The organism is Pseudomonas sp. LSJ-87 (genome assembly GCF_032971465.1).
GTDB classification, from domain to species: domain Bacteria; phylum Pseudomonadota; class Gammaproteobacteria; order Pseudomonadales; family Pseudomonadaceae; genus Aquipseudomonas; species Aquipseudomonas putida_Z.
Genome location: NZ_JAWJYQ010000043.1, coordinates 1 through 17,537 on the forward strand (window position 1 = coordinate 1; position 17,537 = coordinate 17,537).

Annotated in this window: 14 protein-coding genes; 9 read left to right on the forward strand and 5 right to left on the reverse strand. The window is 62.9% G+C overall.

Annotation, left to right across the window (positions count from 1 at the left end; translation table 11 throughout):
• The first annotated feature begins 249 nt into the window (after positions 1-249).
• From rdgC to sugE, 3 genes are all read left to right on the forward strand, one after another.
• Complete coding sequence (gene rdgC, locus RYH74_RS21410) at positions 250-1,170, forward strand: recombination-associated protein RdgC (protein WP_013971401.1); 921 nt, start codon at positions 250-252, stop codon at positions 1,168-1,170.
• Between the two features lie 215 nt (positions 1,171-1,385).
• Entirely contained in the window at positions 1,386-2,351 is a 966-nt protein-coding gene (locus tag RYH74_RS21415) for a bile acid:sodium symporter family protein (RefSeq protein ID WP_025338048.1), read from the forward strand.
• A gap of 230 nt (positions 2,352-2,581) precedes the next feature.
• On the forward strand, positions 2,582-2,899 hold the full coding sequence (gene sugE, locus RYH74_RS21420) for a quaternary ammonium compound efflux SMR transporter SugE (protein WP_009686221.1): 318 nt from the start codon (positions 2,582-2,584) through the stop codon (positions 2,897-2,899).
• 9 nt (positions 2,900-2,908) lie between these two features.
• On the opposite strand, the gene RYH74_RS21425 is transcribed toward sugE, so the two are convergent.
• Positions 2,909-4,786 carry an MFS transporter gene (locus RYH74_RS21425; protein WP_015269262.1) on the reverse strand — a complete coding sequence of 626 codons (1,878 nt, stop codon included), beginning with the start codon at positions 4,784-4,786 and terminating at the stop codon, positions 2,909-2,911.
• Between the two features lie 269 nt (positions 4,787-5,055).
• On the opposite strand from RYH74_RS21425, the gene RYH74_RS21430 reads away from it, so the two are divergent.
• Together RYH74_RS21430 and RYH74_RS21435 are read left to right on the forward strand one after the other, a co-directional pair.
• The gene (locus tag RYH74_RS21430) at positions 5,056-6,234 is read left to right on the forward strand and encodes an MFS transporter (protein ID WP_286101194.1); all 1,179 of its coding nucleotides are present in this window, start codon (positions 5,056-5,058) and stop codon (positions 6,232-6,234) included.
• A 231-nt stretch (positions 6,235-6,465) separates the two neighbouring features.
• Positions 6,466-9,942, forward strand: a complete 3,477-nt coding sequence (locus RYH74_RS21435; RefSeq protein ID WP_025338044.1) for a hybrid sensor histidine kinase/response regulator — start codon at positions 6,466-6,468, stop codon at positions 9,940-9,942.
• Here the strand turns inward: RYH74_RS21435 and rmuC are convergent.
• Both rmuC and RYH74_RS21445 read right to left on the reverse strand, forming a co-directional pair.
• Positions 9,914-11,287, reverse strand: a complete 1,374-nt coding sequence (gene rmuC / locus RYH74_RS21440; RefSeq protein WP_162276782.1) for a DNA recombination protein RmuC — start codon at positions 11,285-11,287, stop codon at positions 9,914-9,916. The two genes, RYH74_RS21435 and rmuC, sit on opposite strands and share 29 nt — an antisense overlap.
• Positions 11,288-11,580: 293 nt before the next feature.
• Positions 11,581-12,000, reverse strand: coding sequence for a tetratricopeptide repeat protein (locus tag RYH74_RS21445; protein ID WP_025338042.1), 420 nt, complete (start codon positions 11,998-12,000; stop codon positions 11,581-11,583).
• Between the two features lie 952 nt (positions 12,001-12,952).
• Here RYH74_RS21445 and RYH74_RS21450 point away from each other — a divergent pair.
• The 3 genes from RYH74_RS21450 (at position 12,953) to RYH74_RS21460 (ending at position 15,343) form a co-directional block, all read left to right on the forward strand.
• A complete protein-coding gene (locus RYH74_RS21450) occupies positions 12,953-13,177 on the forward strand; it encodes a hypothetical protein (protein ID WP_003257337.1) in 225 nt (74 codons plus the stop codon).
• A 249-nt stretch (positions 13,178-13,426) separates the two neighbouring features.
• Positions 13,427-13,909: a hypothetical protein gene (locus RYH74_RS21455; protein WP_025338041.1), complete on the forward strand. Its 483-nt coding sequence runs from the start codon at positions 13,427-13,429 to the stop codon at positions 13,907-13,909.
• A gap of 147 nt (positions 13,910-14,056) precedes the next feature.
• A complete protein-coding gene (locus RYH74_RS21460; RefSeq protein ID WP_137163195.1) occupies positions 14,057-15,343 on the forward strand; it encodes an OmpP1/FadL family transporter in 1,287 nt (428 codons plus the stop codon).
• Between the two features lie 151 nt (positions 15,344-15,494).
• Here RYH74_RS21460 and RYH74_RS21465 read toward each other — a convergent pair whose 3' ends face one another.
• Positions 15,495-16,424 carry a LysR family transcriptional regulator gene (locus tag RYH74_RS21465; protein ID WP_317410097.1) on the reverse strand — a complete coding sequence of 310 codons (930 nt, stop codon included), beginning with the start codon at positions 16,422-16,424 and terminating at the stop codon, positions 15,495-15,497.
• A gap of 114 nt (positions 16,425-16,538) precedes the next feature.
• On the opposite strand from RYH74_RS21465, the gene RYH74_RS21470 reads away from it, so the two are divergent.
• On the forward strand, positions 16,539-16,799 hold the full coding sequence (locus RYH74_RS21470) for a DUF2798 domain-containing protein (protein WP_317410098.1): 261 nt from the start codon (positions 16,539-16,541) through the stop codon (positions 16,797-16,799).
• 177 nt (positions 16,800-16,976) lie between these two features.
• Here RYH74_RS21470 and RYH74_RS21475 read toward each other — a convergent pair whose 3' ends face one another.
• A complete protein-coding gene (locus tag RYH74_RS21475; RefSeq protein WP_317410099.1) occupies positions 16,977-17,528 on the reverse strand; it encodes a glutathione peroxidase in 552 nt (183 codons plus the stop codon).
• Positions 17,529-17,537 lie beyond the last annotated feature (9 nt).

Consider the following 17,537-nt stretch of genomic DNA (forward strand, 5'->3'; position numbering starts at 1 on the left):
GGCAGATGCTCTCCCGGCTGAGCTAATCACCCTTCGTCTCGGTGTGGCGCGCATTCTACGGACGGCCCCGTACCCTGGCAAGCACTTTTTTAACTTTTTTCAAAAAAAACCTCAGGCCTTTCAAAGACCTAGCGTTGCCACGTGCATCTTTACATTCAGCTACAGCTACTGGCACTCCGACAGGGTTGGCCTGAGAGCACCGCTCGGAGAATAATGCCCGCCTTATGCATTAAGGAGAGATTGCCCCTCATGTGGTTCAAGAACCTGCTGACCTACCGCCTGACCCAGGAAGTCCCGTTCGAGCCTGAAGCGCTGGAAGCGGCCCTGGCCAGCAAGCCGGCCCGCCCCTGCGCCAGCCAGGAGCTGACCACCTATGGTTTCGTCGCGCCATTCGGCAAGGGCGAAGACGCTCCCCTGGTGCATGTCAGCGGCGAGTACCTGCTGATTGCCGCGCGCAAGGAAGAACGCATCCTGCCCAGCAGCGTGGTCAACGACGCGGTGAAGGAAAAGGTCGAAGAGATCGAGACCGAGCAGATGCGCAAGGTCTATAAAAAGGAACGCGACCAGATCAAGGACGAGATCATCCAGGCCTTCCTGCCGCGCGCGTTCATCCGCCGCTCGATGATCTTCGCTGCCATTGCCCCGCGCCTGGGCGTGATCCTGGTCAACTCGGCCAGCGCCAAGCGTGCCGAAGACCTGCTGTCGACCCTGCGTGAAGTGATGGGCTCGCTGCCGGTGCGCCCGGCCACCGTGAAAATCGCACCGGTTGCCACCATGACCGAGTGGGTCAAGTCGCAGGAAGCTGCCGAAGGCTTCTATGTGCTGGACGAGTGCGAACTGCGCGACACCGCCGAAGATGGCGGTATCGTGCGCTGCAAGCGCCAGGACCTGACCGGCGAGGAAATCCAGCTGCACCTGAGCACTGGCAAGGTGGTTACCCAGCTGGCCCTGGCCTGGCAGGACAAGCTGTCGTTCATTCTGGATGACAAGATGGTGATCAAGCGCCTGAAGTTCGAAGAGCTGCTGCAGGAGCAGGCCGAACAGGATGGTGGCGATGAGGCTGCGCAGCAGTTCGATGCCAGCTTCCAGCTGATGATGATGACCTTTGCCGAATTCCTGCCGGTGCTGTTCGAAGCGCTGGGTGGGGAAGAGATTCCGCAAGGGGTCTGACTGGTTTTGAAATGCCGGTGCTGGCCTTGAAGTGATTTTTGGCAGTGCCGGCCCTTTCGCGGCGGTTCGACGCCTCGATGAACCCGCTCCCACAGGAACCGCACAGGCTTCGAATCTTGTGCAGTACCTGTGGGAGCGGGTTCATCGAGGCGTCGAACCGCCGCGAAAGGGCCAGTGAAATCAATAACGCTATAAACAGAAAAGGAATTGCCCTCATGCGTGCCCTCGCCGCCCTCAGCCGCTTCGTCGGCAATACCTTCGCCCTGTGGGTGCTGGTGTTCGCCGTACTGGCCTTCCTGCAACCGCAATGGTTCATCGCCCTGAAGGTGGCCATCGTGCCGCTGCTGGGCTTGGTGATGTTCGGCATGGGCCTCACTCTCAAGCTCGATGACTTCGCCGCCCTCGCCCGCCAGCCCTGGCGGGTGATGCTGGGTGTGGTCGCGCACTTCGTGATCATGCCGGGCATGGCATGGCTGCTGTGCCAGCTGTTCCACCTGCCGCCGGAAATCGCCGTGGGCGTGATCCTGGTTGGCTGCTGCCCGAGCGGCACGGCGTCGAACGTGATGGTCTGGCTGTCCCGCGGCGACCTGGCGCTGGCGGTGGCGATCGCTGCGGTGACCACCCTGCTCGCCCCGCTGCTGACTCCGGCGCTGATCTGGTTCCTGGCCTCGGCCTGGCTGCCGGTGTCCTTCATGGACATGTTCTGGTCGATCCTGCAGTTGGTGATGCTGCCGATCGTGCTCGGCGTGCTGGCCCAGCGGTTGCTTGGCGCGCGGGTGCAGGCGGCGGTGCAGGTGCTGCCGCTGGTGTCGGTGGTGAGTATCGTGATGATCGTGTGCGCGGTGGTGGCGGCCAGCCAGGCGAAGATCGCCGAGTCGGGGCTGCTGATCATGGCGGTGGTGATATTGCACAACAGCTTCGGCTACTTGCTGGGGTACCTGACCGGCAGGCTGTGCAAGCTGCCACTGGCACAGCGCAAGTCGCTGGCGCTGGAGGTGGGCATGCAGAACTCCGGGCTGGGCGCGGCACTGGCAGCGGCGCATTTTTCGCCGCTGGCTGCGGTGCCGAGTGCGTTGTTCAGCGTTTGGCACAATATTTCCGGGGCGCTGCTGTCGACCTGGTTCCGGCGCATGGGGGAACCTGTGGCAGAAGCTGAAGGTGGGGAGCCGGCCAGGCATTGATGTTGCCTGCACTGGCCCTTTCGCGGGTAAACCCGCTCCCACAGGTACTGCACAAGTCTGAAAGTTGTGGATATCCCTGTGGGAGCGGGTTTACCCGCGAAGAGGCCCGCACAGGCTTGCCCAGAGGGCTGCATATGTGCACCATGGCACCCACTGTGAGGACGACCTCACGACGCACCGCGTGACCATTCCGGGGACGGCCCCATCATTCACAACGATGGAGACGCACCATGTCCTGGATCATCCTGTTCTTCGCCGGCCTGTTCGAGGTCGGCTGGGCCGTCGGCCTGAAATACACCGACGGCTTCAGCAAGCCTCTGCCCACCGTCCTCACCGTCGCCGCCATGGCCATCAGCCTGGGCCTGCTGGGCCTGGCCATGAAAGAGCTGCCGCTGGGTACCGCCTATGCCATCTGGACCGGCGTCGGCGCCGTCGGCACGGTGATCGCCGGCATCATCCTGTTCGGCGAGTCCATGGCCCTGGTACGCCTGGTCAGCGTGGCGCTGATCATTACCGGCCTGGTCGGCCTGAAAGTCAGCGCCAGCTGACGCCCTCCCCTAGCGCAGGTTGCCGCGCAGGCGGCTGACCTGCTCACGCAAGGCTTCTGGCTGCGCCGCCTCCACCGGAATGGCGGCGCCTGCCACGATGGTCACCCGCGACCACAGGCGCTTGAAAAAGCCCTTGGCCGGGTCACGGCTGAAGAAGCTGCCCCACAGCCCCTGCAAGGCCAACGGAATGACCGGCACCGGGGTTTCTTCGAGGATGCGGTTGACGCCGCCCTTGAACACATCGATCTCGCCGTCCCCGGTCAGCTTGCCTTCAGGGAAGATGCATACCAGCTCGCCATCGGCCAGGTACTCGGCAATGCGCGCGAAAGCACGTTCGTAGATGGCCAGGTCTTCGTTGCGCCCGGCAATCGGGATGGCGCCTGCGGTGCGGAACACGAAGTTGAGTACCGGCAGGTTGTAGATCTTGTAGTACATGACGAAGCGGATGGGCCGGCGGATCGCCCCGCCCAGCAGCAGCGCATCGACGAACGACACGTGGTTGCACACCAGCAGCGCCGCGCCTTCGTCGGGGATGCGCTCGAGGTCGCGGTGCTGCACACGGTACATCGAATGGCTGAGCAGCCAGATCAGGAAGCGCATGGTGAACTCGGGCACGATCCTGAAGATATAGGCGTTGACCGCGATGTTGAGCAGCGACACCACCAGGAACAGCTGCGGGATGGTCAGCTCGGCCAGGCCCAGCAGGATGATGGTGAGCACTGCCGACACCACCATGAACAGGGCATTGAGGATGTTGTTGGCAGCGATCACCCGGGCGCGCTGGTCTTCGGCGGTGCGGGCCTGGATCAGCGCATACAGCGGTACGATGTAGAAGCCGCCGAACACCCCAAGGCCTACGATCGACAACAGGATCCACCAGGCCTGGCCCATGCCCAACAGCGCCAGCCAGTCGTGCGGTGCCGCCGCAGCCGGTACATCGCCGGAGTGCCACCACCAAAGCAGGCCGAACAGGCTCAGGCCGAACGAGCCGAACGGCACCAGGCCGATTTCCACCTTGCGCCCGCTCAGCCGCTCGCACAGCAGCGAACCCAGGGCGATCCCCACCGAGAACAGGGTCAGTACCAGTGTCACCACCGTGCCATCACCGTGCAGCCAGTCCTTGGCGTAGGCCGGGATCTGCGTGAGGTAGATGGCACCGACGAACCAGAACCACGAGTTGCCGACGATCGAGCGCGACACCGCCGGCGGCTGCCCCAGGCCCATGCGCAGGATCGCCCACGACTGCCTGAAGATGTTCCAGTCCAGCGGCATTTGCGGTGAAGCGGCAGCGGCCCGCGGGATCCAGCGGCTGGCCAGGTAACCAAGCACGGCAGTGCCGACCACGCCACCAGCCACCACGGTGGCATAGCTGTCGGCCGACATCATCACCCCGGCGCCGATGGTGCCGGCGAGGATGGCCAGGAAGGTACCGGTTTCCACCAGCCCGTTGCCGCCGACCAGTTCTTCTTCGCGCAGGGCCTGCGGCAGGATCGAGTACTTCACCGGGCCGAACAGCGCCGAGTGGGTCCCCATGCCGAACAGCGCCACCAGCATCAGCGCCAGGTGGTTGGTGATGAAGCCGAGCGCGCCTACCGCCATGATCGCGATCTCGGCCAGCTTGATGGCCCGGATCAGCGCATCCTTGGCGAACTTCTCGCCAAACTGCCCGCCCAGCGCAGAGAACAGGAAGAACGGCAGGATGAACAGCAGGGCGCACAGGTTGACCCAGATCGAACGGTCACCGTCGCCCAGGCTGAGCTTGAACAGGATCGCCAGGATCAGCGACTGCTTGAACAAGTTGTCGTTGAAGGCACCCAGCGACTGGGTGATGAAAAACGGCAGGAAACGCCGCTTGCCGAGCAAGGTGAATTGCGAGGAGTGACTCATCGTCCTTGGTCCTGAGGGCTTTTCAATTGGAGGCGCGCCGGGCGCGGCAAGCCACAAATCTGCATGGGAAATGCACTGACTGGCAAGCGCGGTGATTCTGTAGCAAGCCTGTCCCGGCCTCATCGCCGGCAAGCCGGCTCCCACAGGTACCGCACATGGCTTGAGATCAATGCGGTCGAGGTGGGAGCTGGCTTGCCGGCGATGGGCTGCAGAGCAGCCCCCATTTGTCATATGCTCCGATTCGGCTATTCCACAACAAGGACGTGGCAATGCTCGCCGCCATCAAATGCTACCCGCACACTGTGCGCCTGCTGCTCACCACCACCTTCACCCTCACCGTCGCCCGTGCCCTTACCCTGCCCTACCTGGTGGTGTACCTGGCCGACAACTTCCAGCTGCCGATCAGCCAGATCGGCCTGCTGATCGGTGGCGCGCTGATCATCGCCTCGCTGCTGAGCCTGTATGGCGGCCACCTGGTGGATACCTTGCGCAACCACACACTGGTCAGCGCCAGCACCCTGCTGTTTGCCCTGGCCTTCGTCGGCGCGGTCGTCAGCAATTCGGCGCTGCTGTTCTTTCTCTGCCTGGTACTGATCAATCTGGCACTGGCAGTGGTCGACATCGCCGCCAAGGCGGGCTTCTGCGCCTTGCTGCCGGTGGAGGAACGGGCCGAAGTGTTCGCCATCAAGTACACCCTCAGCAACGTCGGCTACGCCGCCGGCCCGCTGCTGGGCGTGGCCATGCTGGAGCTGAACGACCATATGCCGTTCATCGCCTCTGCCCTGCTCGGCCTGGCCATGTGCCTGGCCTACTGGCGCCTGGGTGACCGCAGCCTGCAGGCCAGTGCACCGGACAAGCCCGGGGCCGGCTTTGGCCAGGTGGCGCTGGGGCTGGCCCGTGACCGGCGGCTGGTATGCTTCACCTTGGGCGGGGTGCTGAGCGCGGTGGTGTTCGGCCAGTTCACCGCCTACCTGTCACAGTACCTGGTGGTGATCAGCAGCCCGGCCGAGGCGGCGCGCCTGATCGGTTACCTGGTGACCACCAACGCGGTGACGGTGATTGCCCTGCAGTACCTGATCGGCCGCCGCATCAGCCGCCAGCGCCTGATGCCCTGGCTGCTGGCCGGCATGGGCCTGTTCATCGCCGGGCTGCTGGGCTTTGCCCTGGCCGGTTCGGCGCTGGCGTGGTGCCTGGCGATGCTGGTGTTCACCCTGGGCGAGATCATCGTGATCCCGGCCGAGTACATGTTCATCGACCTGATCGCGCCGGAGCACTTGCGTGGGGTGTATTACGGTGCGCAGAACCTGTCCAACCTCGGTGCGGCGCTGGGGCCGGTGATGGTGGGGTTTGCCCTGGTGCATCTGTGGCCGGGGGCGATCTTCTACCTGCTGGTGTTGTCGGTGATACTGGCGGGGGTGTTTTATTGGCTGGGTACCCGCAAAGGATGATGTCTGCTCTGCTGGCCTCTTCGCGGGTGAACCCGCTCCCACAGGGACAGCGCCGCTTTCGAAGCCTGTGCAGTACCTGTGGGAGCGGGTTCACCCGCGAAAGGGCCGGCACAGGTTAAAGAGAACCCTGCGACCACCTGCCACTGCGACCATCGTCTGCGCTGACGAAGCGGCACCTGCGTGCCAGACTGATTGATCGGGACCGCGTTATCTTTTTGCTTCGGAGTCTTCATGTCGTTGTCCAGCGGGCTGATCGCCGTGGTCGCCCTGGCCTATATGGCCATCATGTTCGCCATCGCCTTCTACGGCGACCGCCGCAGCACGCCGTTGCCGCCGAAGCTGCGTGCCTGGGTGTACAGCCTGTCGCTGGCCGTGTACTGCACCAGCTGGACCTTCTTCGGCGCGGTCGGCCAGGCCGCCGAACAGCTCTGGGCATTCCTGCCGATCTACCTGGGCCCGGTGCTGCTGCTGATCTTCGCGCCCTGGGTGCTTCAGAAGATGGTGCTGATCAGCAAGCAACAGAACATCACCTCGATCGCCGACTTCATCGCCGCGCGCTACGGCAAGTCGCAGTCCCTGGCTGTGGTCGTGGCGCTGATCTGCCTGGTCGGCGTGCTGCCGTACATCGCCTTGCAGCTCAAGGGCATCGTGCTGGGCGTGAACCTGCTGATCGGCGCCAATGCCGACGCCACCGGCACCCGCGTGCAGGACACCGCGCTGGTGGTGTCGCTGGTACTGGCGCTGTTCGCCATCGTCTTCGGTACCCGCAGCCTGGACGTGACCGAACACCACCGTGGCATGGTCCTGGCGATTGCCTTCGAATCGCTGATCAAGCTGCTGGCCTTCCTCGCCGTGGGCATCTTCATCGTCTTCAACCTGTATGACGGCTTTGACGACCTGTTCAGCCAGGCCCGCCAGTCGATCCACCTGCAGGACTATTGGCAGGAAACCATCAACTGGCCGTCGATGGTGGTGCAGACCGCCGTGGCGATGATGGCGATCATCTGCCTGCCACGGCAGTTCCACGTTACCGTAGTGGAGAACATCGAACCCCAGGACATGCGCCTGGCGCGCTGGGTATTCCCGATGTACCTGGCGCTGGCCGCGCTGTTCGTGGTGCCGATCGCCCTGGCCGGGCAGATGCTGCTGCCGGGCACGGTGATCTCCGATTCGTTCGTCATCAGCCTGCCGCTGGCCGAGGCACACCCGAGCCTGGCCCTGCTGGCATTCATCGGCGGTGCCTCGGCGGCCACCGGCATGGTCATCGTCGAGGCCGTGGCGCTGTCGACCATGGTCTCGAACGACATGCTGCTGCCCTGGCTGCTGCGCCGTACCAACGCCGAGCGGCCGTTCGAGGCGTTCCGCCACTGGATGCTCTCGGTACGCCGGGTGACCATCGTGGTGATCCTGCTGCTGGCGTATGTCAGCTACCGCCTGCTGGGCTCCACCGCCAGCCTGGCGACCATCGGCCAGATCGCCTTCGCCGCCGTGACCCAGCTGACCCCGGCCATGCTCGGTGCGCTGTACTGGAAGCAGGCCAACCGCCGCGGCGTGTTCGCTGGCCTGGCCGCAGGTATTTTCCTGTGGTTCTACACCTTGGTGCTGCCGATTGCCGCGCACAGCGTGGGCTGGTCGCTGCAGCTGTTCCCAGGGTTGGCGTGGCTGCACGGCAACCCGCTGAACCTGCCGATCAGCCCACTGACCCAGGGCGTGGTGCTGTCGCTGGCGGGCAACTTCACCCTGTTCGCCTGGGTCTCGGTGCTGTCGCGCACGCGGGTTTCCGAGCATTGGCAGGCCGGCCGCTTCATCGGCCAGCAGACCAGCGCCAGGCCCAGCAGCAAGCCGCTGCTGGCGGTGCAGATCGACGACCTGCTGACCCTGGCCTCGCGCTTTGTCGGCGAAGAACGCGCCCGGCAGAGCTTCATCCGCTTCGCCTACCGCCAGGGCAAGGGCTTCAACCCCAACCAGAACGCCGACGGCGACTGGATCGAACACACCGAACGCCTGTTGGCCGGCGTGCTCGGCACCTCGTCGACCCGCGCCGTGGTCAAGGCCGCCATCGAAGGCCGCGACATGCAGCTGGAAGATGTGGTGCGTATCGCCGACGAAGCCAGCGAGGTGCTGCAGTTCAACCGCGCCCTGCTGCAAGGGGCCATCGAGAACATCAACCAAGGCATCAGCGTGGTCGACCAGAACCTGCACCTGGTGGCCTGGAACCGTCGTTACCTGGAACTGTTCAACTACCCCGACGGGCTGATCAGCGTGGGCCGGCCGATCGCCGACATCATCCGCTACAACGCCGAGCGTGGCCTGTGCGGCCCGGGCGAGGCGCAGGTGCATGTAGCGCGGCGCCTGCACTGGATGCGCCAGGGCCGTGCGCACTCTTCCGAGCGCTTGTTCCCCAATGGCCGGGTGATCGAACTGATCGGCAACCCGATGCCGGGTGGCGGTTTCGTCATGAGCTTCACCGACATCACCCCGTTCCGCGAGGCCGAGCAGGCCCTGCGCGATGCCAACGAAGGCCTGGAACAACGGGTGGCGGAACGCACCCAAGAGCTGTCGCAACTGAACCAGGCGTTGTCCGAAGCCAAGAGCCGTGCCGAAGCGGTGAGCCAGTCCAAGACCCGTTTCCTGGCTGCAGTCAGCCATGACCTGATGCAGCCGCTGAACGCCGCCCGGCTGTTCTCCGCCGCCTTGTCGCAGCAGGCAGAGGGCATGAATGAAGAGGCCCGGCAGCTGGTGCAGCACATGGACAGCTCGCTGCGCTCGGCCGAAGAGCTGATCAGCGACCTGCTGGACATCTCACGCCTGGAAAACGGCAAGATCACTCCGGATGCCAAGCCCTTTGCCCTCAACGAGCTGTTCGACACCCTGGGCGCCGAATTCAAGGTGCTGGCCGCCGAGAAGGGCCTGGAGTTCCGCCTGCGCGGCAGCCGCCTGCGGGTGGACAGCGACATGAAGCTGCTGCGCCGGGTGCTGCAGAACTTCCTGACCAACGCCCTGCGCTATGGCAAGAGCCCGATCCTGCTGGGCGCACGGCGCCAGGGTGAACAGTTGTGGCTTGAGGTGTGGGACCGCGGCCCGGGCATCGCCGACGACAAGCTGCAGGTGATTTTCCAGGAGTTCAAGCGCCTGGACAGCCACCAGACCCGCGCCGAGAAGGGCCTGGGCCTGGGCCTGGCGATCGCCGACGGCCTGTGCCGGGTGCTGGGGCACAAGCTGGAAGTGCGCTCATGGCCGGGCAAGGGCACGGTGTTCCGCGTCAGCGTACCGATTGCCCGCCAAGCCGCCCCGGCGCCCACCGCCCCGGTGGAACAGGGTGGCCAGCCACTGGCCGGGCTGCAGGTACTGTGCGTGGACAACGAAGACAGCATCCTGATCGGCATGAACAGCCTGCTCAGCCGCTGGGGTTGCCAGGTGTGGACCGCGCGCAACCGCGCCGAATGCGAAGCCCTGCTGGCCAAGGGCATGCGCCCGCACCTGGCGCTGGTGGACTACCACCTGGACGACGGCGAGACTGGTACCGGGCTGATGGGCTGGCTACGCGCGCGCCTGGGTGAGCCGGTGCCGGGCGTGGTGATCAGTGCCGACGGCAGCAAGGAAACCATCGCCATGGTGCATGCCTCTGGCCTGGACTACCTGGCCAAGCCGGTCAAGCCGGCGGCCCTGCGCGCCATGCTCAATCGCCATCTGAGCCTGGTTCAGTAAGCGCTTCATCCGGCAACGCCTCGTCGGACAGCGCCCGCTCCAGCAGGTCGGCCGGCAGGCTCTTGCTGGCGCGGGCGCCCAGCAGCTTCAGCTGTTCGCTGCGGCTGACCAGGTTGCCGCGCCCTTCGCACAGCTTGTTGCGCGCGGCGGCATAGGCCTTGTCCACCTGCTGCAGGCGGCTGCCCAGCTCGTCCAGGTCCTGGATGAACAGCACGAACTTGTCGTACAGCCAGCCGGCGCGCTCGGCGATCTCGCGGGCGTTCTGGCCCTGGCGTTCCTGCTTCCACAGGCTGTCGATCACCCGCAAGGTGGCCAGCAAGGTGGTCGGGCTGACGATCACGATCTGCCGATCGAAGGCCTCCTGGAACAGGTTCGGCTCCGCCTGCAGGGCTGCCGAGAAGGCGGCCTCGATCGGCACGAACAGCAGCACGAAATCCAGGCTGTGCAGGCCTTCGAGGCGGTTGTAGTCCTTGCTCGACAGGCCTTTGACGTGGCTGCGCAGCGACTGCACATGCTGCTTGAGCGCGGCCTCGTCGTTGCCGGCGACGAACTGCTGGTAGGCGGTGAGGCTGACCTTGGCATCCACCACTACCTGCTTGTCGCCGGGCAGCATGATCAGCACATCAGGCTGGAAGCGCTCGCCATCGGCGCTCTTGAGGCTGACCTGGGTCTGGTATTCGCGACCCTTTTCCAGGCCGGCATGCTCCAGTACCCGTTCGAGGATCAGCTCACCCCAGTTGCCCTGGGTTTTCTGGCCCTTCAGCGCCTGGGTCAGGTTGGTGGCTTCGTCGGACAGGCGCAGGTTGAGTTGCTGCAGGCGCTCCAGCTCCTTGCCCAGCGAGAAGCGCTCGCGGGCTTCCTGCTGATAGCTCTCCTCCACGCGTTTTTCGAAAGCCTGGATGCGTTCCTTGAGCGGGTCGAGCAACTGGCCGAGATGCTGCTGGCTGGTCTGGGCGAAGCGCTGCTCGCGCTCGTCGAAGATCTTGGTAGCCATGTCGGCGAACTGGGCGCGCAGGGTGTCGCGGGCTTCCTGCAGGTCTTCCAGGCGCTGCTGGTGGCTTTCCTGCTGCTCGCGCAGTTCGGCGTCCAGGCGTGCGGTCTGGGCCTCCAGGCGGCGCAGTTCGGCTTCGCGGTTGGCACGCTCGAGGTTCCAGGCGTGGGCGGCGTCACGGGCGTTGTCGCGGTCGATCTGCAGCAGTTCCAGCTCACGCCCCTGGGCGGCCAGCTGGGTCTGCTTGACGGTGTTGGCTTCGCTGAGGTCGCTGACCTCGTCGCGGCTGGCATCCAGTTGCGCCTGCAGGCCGGCCAGGGCCAGCTGGGCAGCATTGAGGCGCTCTTCGAGCAAGGCCTGCTCGCCTTGCCGCGCACCCTGGCGGCGCTGCACCTGCATGACCCAACCCAGGCAAGGTAATGCACCTGCCACCAAGCCCAGCAGAATGCTGGCCAGATCCACTGTCATGCTTACCCCGATCGCTCTGTTGCAAATTGAGTGCAGCTTATCAGCCTGGCAGGTGTGTTGCCTGTTCCGGCCCTATCGCCGGCAAGCCAGCTCCCACAGGTACAGCGACAACCTCGAGAGCAACGCTGTACCTGTGGGAGCTGGCTTGCCGGCGATAGGGCCAGTGCTGACAACACACCTCAGGCATGGAACCACTGCCTCAAAAGCCGCCGCGCTTCCTGCGACCCCTGCCCCGCCGCCAGCTCCAGCCAGTACCGCGCCTGCTCCGGCTCGCTGTGCTGGCACAGCCGCGCATACTCCAGCTGCGCCCGCCGATCACCAGCGCGGGCGGCCTGGCGCAGCAGTTCATGGCCAATACGACGGTCACGGGCATTGCCGCAATCGCGGCACAACATCTGCCCCAGGCGGCTTTGCGCCACGACCACGCCCTGGCGCGCCGGCTGTTTCAACAGGCGCCCGGCCAGGTGCTTGACCTGCGGCTTGTCACCCAGGCGCGGGTTGTCGAGCAGCCACAAGGCCACTTTGAGAGAGAAACGTTTGGGGGGAGGCGCAGGCGTCGATGCAGCGGGGCTGGCGAGGGGTTTACCGCGAAACTTCATGAGCAACAGGTTTGGCAACTCGAAAGGCGCGCCACTCTACCCTTTTTCTTGCGCCTTGGCCTTTCGATTTCCGGAGGATTGAAAAAAATTTTCAATGATCTTTTCTTGACGTTTTCAAGTGGATGACCAACAGGTCTCCCGGAGCATGTCGATTGTCGGACAGTTCAATGTATTGCTGGCACGCCCGTCCTAGAGCAAGCGCTCGGGACAATCCACAGTTCCTGTGGATAACTCGGTGGACAACCCCCTCCTATCCCCCGCAAACCCCCATGAATTGGGGCTTTCGCTCAAACTGACGATTTTTTCACCAGCTAAAAATAGTGTTTTTTTTCATTGACTTAACCGCCCAGTCAAGGCATTGGCGAGGCTGTCGTGGCGTGTTGCCAGGCAGTTGCAAGCGCTGCTCCGAATGTGAACAAGTGCACCATAAACCTTCATTTGAGTGCACGAAATCGGTACATCAGGCCGGATGCGGGCCTTTTGCCCCCTCTTCCCAGCAGGGCAAATACGCGCCATACTGCTCGGCTCACCTGAACAAACATGAAATGCTTGCCAAGCGCCTGTATTTCCGCTAAGGTGCGCCTCGTTAGTACCAAGCTGAAAGTCAATTCTGGCCTCAAGCGTCCTTGCAGACCCGCCCCTCCCAAGGGTGGCGCTGCTGAAACCAAGACCGGCCCATTCGATGATTCACTCGCCAGCCACGCGCTGTTCAAGCACGAATCACGTGACAGATTGATCAGGATTCCACACCGACGGCCTAGAACCTTGGCCCCGGCGTGCTGCCTGCCTTCTGAAGTACCTACCAGTCAGCCCATGCGCCCACCTTTGATTGCGCTCCCTCTGGCTGCCCTGTTCCAGTCAGGTTCGTTCGTCCCTTAATAAAGGCGTCACTGGAACGTTTCTATCATGCACGGATCATAACCCCGTGTTTAAAGCAGGAACCTCCAACAATATGCAAACTCATCATCAGATTCAGGCTGCCATTGGCACCCTCTCCCAGGCCTTCTCGCCGTTGAAGTGCCTCATCGTTGCCCCTCGCAAGGGCAGCTTCAGCTTTACCCTGGTAGACGAACACGGCGTCGCCTGCCACACCGAGCGCCTGTACCCCGAACAGTACAGCCGCAGTGAACCGCTGCAGGCGGTCATCGCCCGAACCCGTCAGTCGCTCACCGCGTGAGCGGCGAATACTGCGGTATTCAAGCGCTGAATCATCCCATCGCAAGCCTGCCTGAACGTTCGTGGCGTAATTGCCTTAAGGCATATAGCCCGGTACGTCAGGCAGCAATCGATTTAAAAACAGCCCTTTACACCACGATTATCACACTACACTTCAACTCGAGCGGTGCTTGCCGCTTCCGGCGGGCCTGATCACTCACCAGCTGCCAAGCTCCAGTGCCCGTCCGGCCCTTAACTGCTCGAGGGCATCATGGGTATCGCGGCGAATGAATTGTGTCAGTATGTGATCCGACCCACCCTGGTCTACCTGAACCGTCACTGCGCCAGCGCCGAAGCCTTGTTGCTGGGCATCGCCGCCAGCCAGTCGGCCCTGGGGTCGGCCTTGCACGACCGTCGTGGGCATGGCCTTTACCGTATCGGCGAACACCGTCACCAGGCGATCTGGGACGACTACCTTGCCCGTGACCCCGACCTGGCCAGCCTGGTCCGCGGCCTGGCCAGCCAGCACGCCTTCCTCGGCGGCCCGCACCTGGAACTCACCGTCAACCTGCGCTATTCCACCGCCATTGCCTGGATGCTCGTCGAAGAGCAGGCCACGCCACTGCCTGCCGCCGATGACCTTCTCGCGCTGGCGCGGATCTGGCGACAGATTTTCAACCCACAAGGTCGCCTGCGCGACTTCACCCATGCCTGGCATACCTGCATAGATCAGAGATTGCCGCAGGCATCTTAAGACGTGTCCTACAACACACCCGGAAAAAAGGGAATTTTGGTCGGATTGTCCTACAAAACCGCTCTATCTCCTGCGATTTAGGCTATAGCGCGGCGCGTGATTTGTTGGTAGCTTTTCGCCCCGGAGATCCCAAGGAGTTTTCTAATAATGAAAAAAGTAATGCTCAAAACCTCCCTCGGCATTGCCGTTGCTCTTGCTTCCAGCCAACTGCTTGCCGCAGGTTTCGCGCTGAACGAGCAAAGCATCAGCGGCATGGGAACCGGTTTTGCGGGACGTTCGTCTTCTGCCGAAGATGCCAGCACTGTGTATGGCAACCCTGCAGGCATGTCGCGCCTGAAGCGCGAACAGGTCACCGTGGGTGGTGCGGCCGTGATTGCCAAAACTGATATTTCGGGTCCTGGCAGCAATTTCGGGGGGGAAACCGATGGCGACATGGTCCCGGTCGTGGGCGTGCCCATGGGTTACTACGTCAAGCCGATCGATGATCATTGGAGCGTCGGTTTCGGTGTTTACGTGCCATACGGCCTGATCACCGACTACGGTAGCGGCGACGCGGCACGTTACTGGGGCAAGAAGAGCAAGGTCGAGGTTGTCACCTTCCAGCCAACCATCAGCTATGCCTTCAACGACAAGGTGTCGATCGGTTTTGGTCCGACCATCAACCGTATCAAGGGTGAACTGGGCTCGAACCTGAGCAGCGCCGCCTTCCCCGGGTTTCTGGGCGGTGGCCCTGATGGCGAAGTCAAGATCAAGGGCGACGACACCGCTATCGGCTACAACATCGGCGTACTCGTACAAGCCACAGATCGTACCCGCGTGGGTCTGACCTATCACTCGATGGTCGACTACAAGCTTGAAGGCGATACCCGTGTTTCCTACCCGGTTGCTCTCGCTGGTCTCAGCGGCAAATTCGACGCCAGCCTGAAAATCAAGACACCGGAGTCCGTGGACTTCTCGGTCACCCATGAACTGGATGACCACTGGACCCTGTATGCGGGTAGCACCTGGACTCGCTGGAGCCGCCTGGAGAGCATCGTTGTAAAGAACGAAGCACCGGCGGGCTACCCACTGCAGACCATCACCGAAGAGCAGAACTGGCATGACACCTGGGCACACGCCATTGGTGCTGCCTACAAGGTGAACAAGGAGTGGACCCTGCGTGCAGGCTTCTCCGTCGACCAGTCGCCCACCAACAACCACGATCGCTCGCCGCGCATTCCTACCGGCGACCGTAAAGCGGTCAGCTTTGGTGCCGGCTGGAGCCCGAACGATGACATGACCATCGATGTTGCCTACTCCTACCTGTGGGAAGAGGACACCAAGGTCAACAATCAACCGGACTCGCCGACGGAAGGTGCCTTGAAAGGCAACTACCAGGCCAAGTACGAGAACAGCGCTCACGGTATCGGTGCATCCCTTACCTACCGTTTCTGATAGCTTCAAGAAAGTCGGGGCCGCTTTGCGGCCCATCGCGACACAAGGCCGCTCCTGCAACGACCGCACAAAACCGATTCTACGGGATCATGCGGACGCTGTAGGAGCGGCCTTGTGTCGCGATGGGCTGCAAAGCAGCCCCAATATCGTTTCAGGCCTGCACCTGCCAGCTGTCACCCAGGCATTCGCGCAGGTAGCCCATGAACACACGCACTTTTGCGGTCATGGCGAAGCGGTCGGCCAGGCACAGGTAGATATCCATCGGTTCGGTCTGGGCATAGGCCTGGCCGCTATCGCTGTATTCGAACAACGGCACCAGCGCCCCGGTGGCCAAATGCGGCCTTACGATGAACTCGGCCAGGCGGGTGATGCCGCCATCATGCAGTGCCATCTGGGTCAGGGCGTCTATGTCGTCGCTGATCAATACGCTGCCGAACTCTGCCTCGAACCGCAGCCCGTCGCGCATGAACCCCCAACGCAGGAAGCGCCCATCCACCGGGTAGCGGAACACCAGGCAGCGGTGGTCACGCAAGGCCTCGGGCGTGGCCGGCACACCGGCGCTTTGCAGGTAACCGGGCGAGGCACAGCAAATGAACGGTATACGGGCGATATGCCGGGCCAGCAACTGGTCTTCGAGTTGCGGGGCAATGCGCAGGCTCACGTCCACATCCTCCCGCGCGTGGTTGACCCGGCGATCAGTCGTTACCAACTCTATCGAAAGCAGTGGGTAGCGGGCACTGAACGCGGGTATCAATGGCGCCAGGACATGGCGACCGAAGGCGGACGTCGAGGCAATGCACAGCCGCCCTTGGGGTTCACTGTCGGGGGCGGTGACGGCCTGTTCGGCCAAGGCCAGGTCGCGCTCGATGTGCCTGACGCGTTCGTAATACTGGGTGCCGGCGGGTGTCAGCGCCATACTGCGGGTGGTGCGGCTGAGCAGGCGAACCTGCAAGTGGCCTTCCAGGCGTGCCAGGTTCTGGCTGACCGCGGCCGGGCTCAGGCCCAGGTTGCGGGCACCGGCGGCGATGCTGCCGGCTTCGACCACCTTGATGAAGCTGCGAATGGCGTTGAGCAGGTCCATGCTGAGCCCTTGGATTCGTAAGAATCTCTTTATAAAGAACTCAATACGGCTGGTCTACAGCTGCTGCCGGGTGCGTTGCTAACCTGCGCCTCTACTTTCTTTTCAGGAGTTCGCATGAGCAACCTGTCCCAGACACGCAGCCGACGCAAATTGCACCCGGGCGCCACGCCCTACGTTTTTGCCTTCTACATGTCGTCGATCATGGCGCTATTGATGTGTTTCGTGATCACGGCAGCGAATGGGGGGATTAACCCTGAATACCTTGGCAACGTGCTGAAGGCTTACCAGTTGGCGATGCCTGTGGCGTTCGTTTGTGTATTGATGGTCAGGCCGGTGGTTGTGCGGTTGGTGGCGATTACTGTGCATGCAAAGTGAAGTAACCTGAAACCCAGGCGAGTCCCCTGCTTTGGCTCTTGATCTTGATCTTCGCGTCTTCAGGAGACCTTCGCTCGGCCTCCTGAAGTCGCAATCGGCGGCGCCTGAACTATCGCGCGCTTAGAAGCAAGAGCAAGAGCAAGAGCAAGAGCAAGAGCAAGAGCAAGAGCAGCCAGGTTATGGCCGGGAGGCAATGGCCTTTTCGATGGCTGCCCGGAACGCTGGATCATCCGGCTTGGTCAGGCTGGAAAAGTTACCAATCACTTTGCCCTTGCGGTCTACCACGTACTTGTAGAAGTTCCACTTCGGCGCACTGCTCTGGCTGGCCAGTTCCGCGAACAGCGGTATCGCATCCGCGCCCCGAACCGCCTGTGTCTTGGTCATGGTAAAGGTGACGCCATAGTTGGCATAACAAACCTTGGCTGTCTTCTCGCTGTCGGCGTCCTCCTGCTTGAAGTCATTGGAAGGCACACCAAGCATTTCCAGGCCTTGCTCGTGGTATTCCTTGTATGTCGCCTCAAGCCCCTCGAACTGCGGCGCAAAACCGCAGTAACTGGCCGTGTTGACCACCACCAGCGGCTTGCCTGCAAAGCGCTTGCACAGGTCCACCTGCCCCTTGCCCCGCAACTCTGGCAGGCTACCCTGCAACAACGCCGGGCAATCGGCAGCCCAGCTCGATGCGCCGGCAAGCAAGGCCAGCACCGGCACCGTCAACCAATGTGCACGCATGACTCGTTT